Origin of the sequence: uncultured Campylobacter sp. (assembly GCF_938017775.1) — a bacterium.
Lineage (GTDB): Bacteria > Campylobacterota > Campylobacteria > Campylobacterales > Campylobacteraceae > Campylobacter_B.
In genome coordinates, this window is the sequence record NZ_CALIIU010000052.1 from 21,657 (window position 1) to 28,533 (window position 6,877).

9 protein-coding genes and 2 pseudogenes are annotated in these 6,877 nt (G+C 44.9%); 2 read left to right on the top strand and 9 right to left on the bottom strand.

The features are described from left to right. Positions 1 to 91 precede the first annotated feature (91 nt). Complete coding sequence (gene tsaD, locus Q0537_RS07630) at positions 92 to 1,099, top strand: tRNA (adenosine(37)-N6)-threonylcarbamoyltransferase complex transferase subunit TsaD (RefSeq protein ID WP_299226715.1); 1,008 nt, start codon at positions 92 to 94, stop codon at positions 1,097 to 1,099. A 271-nt stretch (positions 1,100 to 1,370) separates the two neighbouring features. On the opposite strand, the gene Q0537_RS07635 is transcribed toward tsaD, so the two are convergent. From Q0537_RS07635 to Q0537_RS07650, 4 genes and pseudogenes are all read right to left on the bottom strand, one after another. Next, the gene (locus tag Q0537_RS07635) at positions 1,371 to 1,685 is read right to left on the bottom strand and encodes a hypothetical protein (RefSeq protein WP_299226718.1); all 315 of its coding nucleotides are present in this window, start codon (positions 1,683 to 1,685) and stop codon (positions 1,371 to 1,373) included. Positions 1,686 to 1,730: 45 nt separating this feature from the next. Next, the gene (locus Q0537_RS07640; RefSeq protein ID WP_298986093.1) at positions 1,731 to 1,853 is read right to left on the bottom strand and encodes a hypothetical protein; all 123 of its coding nucleotides are present in this window, start codon (positions 1,851 to 1,853) and stop codon (positions 1,731 to 1,733) included. 324 nt (positions 1,854 to 2,177) lie between these two features. Further along, positions 2,178 to 2,597, bottom strand: a pseudogene (locus Q0537_RS07645) (7-cyano-7-deazaguanine synthase); the annotation flags it as partial. A 474-nt stretch (positions 2,598 to 3,071) separates the two neighbouring features. Continuing rightward, positions 3,072 to 3,338: pseudogene (locus Q0537_RS07650) on the bottom strand (7-cyano-7-deazaguanine synthase); the annotation flags it as partial. A gap of 54 nt (positions 3,339 to 3,392) precedes the next feature. Here Q0537_RS07650 and ybeY point away from each other — a divergent pair. Beyond that, a complete protein-coding gene (gene ybeY / locus Q0537_RS07655) occupies positions 3,393 to 4,022 on the top strand; it encodes an rRNA maturation RNase YbeY (protein WP_299226720.1) in 630 nt (209 codons plus the stop codon). Between the two features lie 212 nt (positions 4,023 to 4,234). Here the strand turns inward: ybeY and Q0537_RS07660 are convergent, their stop codons facing one another. The 5 genes from Q0537_RS07660 to Q0537_RS07680 all read right to left on the bottom strand — a co-directional run bounded on the left by Q0537_RS07660 (position 4,235) and on the right by Q0537_RS07680 (position 6,586). After that, a complete protein-coding gene (locus tag Q0537_RS07660) occupies positions 4,235 to 4,675 on the bottom strand; it encodes a hypothetical protein (protein ID WP_299226722.1) in 441 nt (146 codons plus the stop codon). Positions 4,676 to 4,712: 37 nt separating this feature from the next. Beyond that, entirely contained in the window at positions 4,713 to 5,042 is a 330-nt protein-coding gene (locus tag Q0537_RS07665) for a hypothetical protein (RefSeq protein ID WP_299226725.1), read from the bottom strand. 8 nt (positions 5,043 to 5,050) lie between these two features. Then, entirely contained in the window at positions 5,051 to 5,479 is a 429-nt protein-coding gene (locus Q0537_RS07670) for a hypothetical protein (RefSeq protein WP_299226728.1), read from the bottom strand. 37 nt (positions 5,480 to 5,516) lie between these two features. Beyond that, on the bottom strand, positions 5,517 to 5,852 hold the full coding sequence (locus Q0537_RS07675; RefSeq protein ID WP_299226730.1) for a hypothetical protein: 336 nt from the start codon (positions 5,850 to 5,852) through the stop codon (positions 5,517 to 5,519). 185 nt (positions 5,853 to 6,037) lie between these two features. Beyond that, a complete protein-coding gene (locus tag Q0537_RS07680; protein ID WP_299226733.1) occupies positions 6,038 to 6,586 on the bottom strand; it encodes a hypothetical protein in 549 nt (182 codons plus the stop codon). Between the last annotated feature and the right edge of the window lie 291 nt (positions 6,587 to 6,877).

Here is a 6,877-nt window from a genome sequence, read left to right on the forward strand (position 1 = left end):
AAACAAAATTTAGATCATGCCGCTTTAAATTTTAAAATTTCATCTGCGCCGATTTTTGAGTATAATGAGCGAAAAATTTTAAGGATTTTGTGTGATACTTGCTATTGAGAGCAGCTGCGACGACAGCTCGGTCGCGGTGATGGATGAGCGCAGTTTCGAGCTGAAATTTTACGAAAAAATAAGCCAGGAGGCCGATCACGCCAAATACGGCGGCGTCGTGCCCGAGCTTGCCGCGAGGCTGCATACGGAGGCGCTGCCGCGGATTTTGCAGCGCGCAAAGCCCTATTTTAGCGAGCTTAGCGCCGTCGCAGCGACCAATACCCCGGGACTCAGCGTGAGCCTGATCGGCGGCGTGAATACGGCAAAAGCGCTCGCGCTCGCGCTAAATTTGCCGCTCATCGGCGTAAATCATCTCATAGGTCACGTTTACTCGCTGTTTTTGCACGGCGAGGCGCGATTTCCGATGGGCGTTTTGCTCGTTAGCGGCGGGCATACGATGGTTTTGGATATCGACGCTGCGGGGGGTATCGAAATTTTAGCGACCACGGGCGACGACAGCTTCGGCGAGAGCTTCGATAAGATCGCAAAGATGCTGGGTCTCGGCTACCCGGGCGGCGCGCTCATCGAGGAGCTTGCAAAAGGCGGTGAGCCGAGGTTTGAGCTGCCCGTGCCGCTGAAGGGCGACAGGCGGCTGGAGTATAGCTTTTCGGGGCTTAAAAACGCCGTGCGCGTGCAGATCGAAAAGCTAAAAGAGGCGGGCGAGCTAGATGAGCGGGCGATGCGCGATCTGGCGCGCTGCTTTGAGGACGCGGCGTGCGCGCACATACTGGATAAATTGCAGCGGATCTTTGAGCTGAAGCGCTTTGCGCGCTTCGGCGTAGTGGGCGGAGCGAGCGCAAATCTGCATCTGCGCGGGCTTTTGACGGATTTGTGCGAGCGGGCGGGCTGTGAGATACTTTTCGCGCCGATGAAATTTTGCTCCGACAATGCCGCTATGATCGCGCGCGCGGCGATAGAAAAGCTGCGTAAAAAGGATTTCGTCGCACCCACAGAGCTTGAGATCATTCCGCATCTAAATCTACGCTCGGCGTTTGAGTGAAATTTTAAAATTTACAAATAGTCCGCACCCGCTAGCGGATTCTCACGCGCTGGATGTTTGAGTAAAATTTTATCTCGCGCTCGCTGACGGTTGGGTTTTGGATAAAATTCACTTTGAATTTACACATCTCGCTTCGAGCTCGCGCCACGTTTTGCTAAACTCCTTTCGTGCTTGCACCGCCATCGGTACCGCTACCATTGCACGCCCTCGCTGCTTGCAATGTCTAATAAAAATTTGATCGGCTTTGTTAGCTTGTCGTTTTTACGCTTTCTTAATCGTGCAGAAAAGTTACGACTTCGTGTTCTTTTGGTAAATTTTCTCTACCATCAATACCGCGATTACCGTATTCCGTTAGAGCTTCTTTTAAAATTTTATAAAGCTCGTCCAATGAAATTCCGTAAGTGCTGGAATTTATACTTTCCAGCTTATATTTGATAAAAAAGGGGCTATCGACTAGCATTTTACTTGTGGTTTCGTCATAGACCCGTCTAATATCAAGCTCAATAACATTGCCTTTATAGCATAAAATATAAATCTCCTCACCCGTAAATCCATCTCGCGGATCCGGTAAGTGCGGATCACACACAAAGATAAACCAAATATCCCTCTGCCTATCGATGACTCAATCAAGCTACTCTATACGTTGATTGCCCAATGGAAGTTCACCAAAATTTGCCCTGGAGCTATTTACTATGTCAATAACGCCATATTTCTCAATATCCTCTTTCGAAATATATTCTGCTACAAACGCCATTTTCTACTCCTTAAAATTTAATTCTCGGATTATACCGCGATATGTTTATATCCGCCTATGCGCTAATAAATATAGCGTAGGGTTAAATTTATAATTGATTTTTGCTTGGAACCATGCGCAACGCTCGCATTAAAATTTTTCAAATTCCGAAGCGCAGTTTAAATTTGCAGCCGCGGCTCGGCGCGCGCCAAAGTGCAAGCCGCAGCGCATTTAAATCTAGCCGCAAATCATGCGGCATTTCAAATTTAAACGCTACGCGGATTACCACGCTACGCGGGCTCGGTAAATTTCGGCGCAGCGCGATTAAATTTCGCCGCGTCGCGCCTAAGCTTCTATCGCGTAGGGGATTTTATCTTTTGCGCCGGCGCCCGCAAAGCCTTTAAGCCGCAGCAGGCAGCTGTCGCAAAGCCCGCACGCAGCGTCCTCGCGCTCGTAGCAACTCCACGTAAGCTCTAGCGGCACGCCGATCTCAAGCGCCAGCGAGACGATCTGTGCCTTGCTAAGGTGCACGAGCGGGGTTTTGATGCGCGGATGAAAGTCGCGGCTCGTGCCCAGATCGAGCGCTCGCTCAAACGCGCCGATAAACTCCGCGCCGCAGTCGGGGTAGCCGCTGCTATCCTCCTGCACCACGCCGATGAAAATCGCGTCGCAGCACTCCTTCTCGGCAAGGGCGGCGGCGATACTCAAAAACACGCCGTTGCGAAACGGCACGTAGGTGCTCGGTAGATCCGAAAACGCGCTCTCGCCGCTTGGCGGTGAAATTTTATCGCTTTGGCTTTGCGGTGAAATTTTACCATCTGCGTGCTTCGATGAAATTTTATCACCCTGCTGCGGCTCGGCTCCGCTTTGAGATGCAATTTCGCCGTCTTGCAGTGAAATTTTGTCGTCGCGAGCTAAAATTTTGCCGCCTTGTGGTGAAATTTCATTGTCCCCGAGTGAAGCTTCACCGCCTTGGGTTAAAATTTCACCGCTCTGCACGTAACCGCCGCTATTTCGCGCCAAATCTGCACCGAGCGGAGCGTCCGCAGGGCTCGTCGAAAAATTTGACGCAGTAAAATTTTGCCCGCCAATCTCGGCATTAATAGAATTCGCCACGATAGAATTTTGCCCATCTAATTCGGCGACGGAATTTGTCTCGGCAAAATTTAACTCTCCAAGCTCGGCACTCTTGGAATTTACCGCGCTGTCAATCTCGGTGCCGGTAGAATTTGCCGCGCCGCAAAGCTCCGCCGCGCCCTTTCTGATCGGCAAGGTACCGTCCGTAAGGGCGCTGCCGCCGATCTGCGCGATGAAGCGAGCGTCTAAAATCAGCCTTTTTGCAACCCCCAAATCGTCGCAAATTTTACCGAAGCACTCGCGCTCCTTGCCCATCGTGCGCTGATCGTAGTCAAAGTGCAGCGCCACGATCTCGTAACCTTCGCGCTTCGCGATATATGCGCAGGTCGCGCTGTCCATGCCGCCGCTGATCACGCATAAAGCTCTCATTTTCGTCCTTTTTTTGCTAAAATTATACGAAAATTTTATAAAAGAGGGGTAAAAATGATACTTTGCGAGCAGCCCTATCCCGAAATTTTGGACGCTATCGCGGCGGAGCTGGGCGGCGGGAGCGTCGAGCTAATTTTCATGCGCGGCGAGGAGATGCGGCAGCTAAATGCGCAAACGCGCGGCATCGACAAGGCGACCGACGTGCTAAGCTTCCCGCTCGATCCAGCGGCGTTTGCGGGCTTCGGCGGGAATTTGAGCGAGGAAAATTCCGCGCATGAAAACAGCGGCGATAAAATTCTAAACGATACGAATTACGCTAATGAAAATACAAGCGCTGCGAATTCTGCAAGCGAAAATTTTAATACCATAAATTCCGAAAATTCCGAGGGCGAAAGTTCTGACGATGAAAATTTAAAGAGTGAGAATTTTGACGGCGGAAATTTCGCCCCCGTGCTACTCGGCTCGGTCGTGATAAATTTAGACCTCGTAGAGATGAAAGCCGCGCAGCTGGGGCACGGCACGGATGACGAGACGGCGCTGCTTTTTACGCACGGCTTGCTGCACGTGTTGGGCTTTGACCACGAGAGCGACGACGGGCAGATGCGCGTCAAGGAGTGCGAGATAATCGAGAAATTTCGACTTCCAAAAAGCCTGATCGTGCGAGCGGAGGGAAGCGAGGAATAGGCGCTGTATATCGAAAAGGGGCGAGCAAAAGCATGAGTGGTGGCGTAAAATCCGAACAAAATTTTAAAAACGCAGATTGGGGAGCAAAAACTGCAAGCCCAAACCCGCAGCGATAAAAGGATTTTTAGGGTAAATTCGCCATGATCTCCCAACCAAAATTTTGCATACTTAAAGTTATCAACGGCAACTGAATGTATTGCATGATTTACTCCTTAACGGTAAATTTTTGTATTTAAATATAAATTTCTACAAACGGATGTTTGCGAAACTTTGTCTTTAAATTTACTAATTTTAATAGAAACCGCTTTAAGACCGTTTATTAAATTTACGGAATCGATAAAAAGTAGATAATCTTCGCTCTTATATTTTATCGGTCCGAAATAAATCAGGGTATCTCCTGCGATCTTGTTTCGATAATCCTCAAAATCTGCCCTGCTATGATATGAATCGCTCGAGGGGTCTTTTATAATTTTACTGCACTCTTGCGGATCTAGAATATACATAAAATTTGCAAAAGACATCTCGTATTGCCGAAAATCTCTATACGTCATAATATACAAAAGCTTATTATCAAATTTATACAATGTAAATCCGCGCCCGCTAAAGCCGTCTCTAATCGTTTTATTCATATCCATATACCAGCAATCGCCCATATTTTTCTTTAAAACGGAGTTATTGTAATCCGTCGTATCAAAAAACCAGAGGTTTGATTATATTTATATTTTTCCATTCAAACAAATCATTGTAAAAGTCGTTGCAGAAGTCTCTTTCTTTTGATAAATGCTCTTCATATTCTTTTTTGAGCGTTGTATTTCTATCTATTTGCCAAAAGCTAACGGTTTTTCCGTTGAAAGTGGTTTCTCCTTCTACCATACCGGAAGGATTGCTTCTTACTACTTTCCTATCATTAGCTTTCCATAAAGCTATTTTTAAATCAAAAGGAATTTCCGTATCGCTTACATCGTTTGCATTCGCAAATAGTACGAATGCGATCATTAAGATGAAAATATGAACCCACATAACCGCCCCTATCGATAAAGCTTCGTGTTTAAGTATGAATTGCTACAAACAGGCATTTGTAAAATACCGTCTTTAAATTTCCTGATTGCGACGTTTAGTAATTGACCGCTGTGCGTATTGTCAAAATCTATGAAAAGCAGATAATCCGTATCTTTATAGCGTATCGGTTCGGCATAAAACAGACGCGGTTTATATATGATATTGCCCGGAATTTCTAAATTTTCTCTGCTACGAGGATCTTTTATGATTTTACTACACTCTTTGGGATCTAAAATGTAAGCAAGATTTGCGAAATCATCCGTCTGATATATATAAGGAGTGGTTTTATAAATCATAATATACAAAAGCTTATTATCAAATTTATACAATGTAAATCCGCGCCCGCTAAAGCCGTCTCTAATCGTTTTATTCATATCCATATACCAGCAATCGCCCATATTTTTCTTTAAAACGGAGTTATTGTAATCCGTCGTATCAAAAAACCAGAGGTTTGATTATATTTATATTTTTCCATTCGAACAGATCATCGTAAAAGTCGTTGCAGAAGTCTCTTTCTTTTGATAAATGCTCTTCATACTCTTTTTTGAGCGTTGCATTATCTTCTATCGTAAAGAAATAAAAACTCTTGCCGTTAAAGGTAGTTGCACCCCGGATCATAGGTTCGTGAAGAGCTTTTCTTACAACTTTTTTATCTTGAATTTTCCATAAAATAGGTTCCAGTTGCCATGGCATCGATGGATGCTTTATATCATCCGCTTTTGCGAACGATACGGCAAACAATATCGCTAAAATAAAAGCACGAACTTGCATCCCTCACTCCTTAAAATGGGCTTTTGAAGCCTTGAAAGCGTTTTTCATTACTAACATTATACGCTTATACAACATAATTACTTAATCAAAGTATAAAATACATTTCATATCCGCACAAATATGAATTTATGCATATACCTCCGATCTATACGGCAGGCTTTCAGTATTTAAATTACCGATCAATTTTATTCACATTCATGAATGTATGGATCTTTTAGGGTAAATTCGCCGTAATTTCCCAACCAAAATTTCGCATGCTCAAAATTATCAATGGCAAATGTCGCATGGTGCTCGCTATACACTCTGCGCGATCTGCATTTTTTGCCTTTGTGATCATAGTGATCTGATAGCTTTTTATAAAACTCGATGCTTTCATTATCAAAGTCGTAGCCCAGCGCGACATCTTGATTTCGCCCGTCGTAAAAATGGATATAGTCGAAATCGAGGTTGTAATAAACCTTGCAATGACCATTTTCGCCGTTTATTATGGTATCGCTGCAATATTTTTCTAGCTTTGATTTCTCTTTTTCAAACTCATGCCTTAGCTTGGTCTGCTCAGACGGGTCTAAATTTTGTGTTTTTTCAGTAAAAAATTCCTCTTCATACCTAAGCGCCTTTTGCAATAAAATAGCCGCATATTCGGCTCTTTTAGAATAAAAATATAGAAAATAGGAGGTGTATAACATAAAGATAAAACCCGCAAAAATCATAAAATTTCTAAGTAGTTTTTTCAAATCGTTGCCTTTTTAAATTATAAGATGGCAAGGTCTACTGCTGTCAAAATCTATTATTTTACCTCAATTCATCGGCGTATCGCGTAAAATTATGCGGGTCAAATTTATAGAATAAAATTTACCAAATCGCGCTTAGCCGAAGTTTACGGGGTCCATATCGATCTCGACGGGCAGATGCTCAAGCGCGCGCGCAGCGTTAATCAGCGGCACGTGCGAGCTAGCGCGCAGCAGAATTTCAAAGCGAAATTTTGACGCGATATAGGCGATGCCCGCCTTGCCGTAGCCGATGAT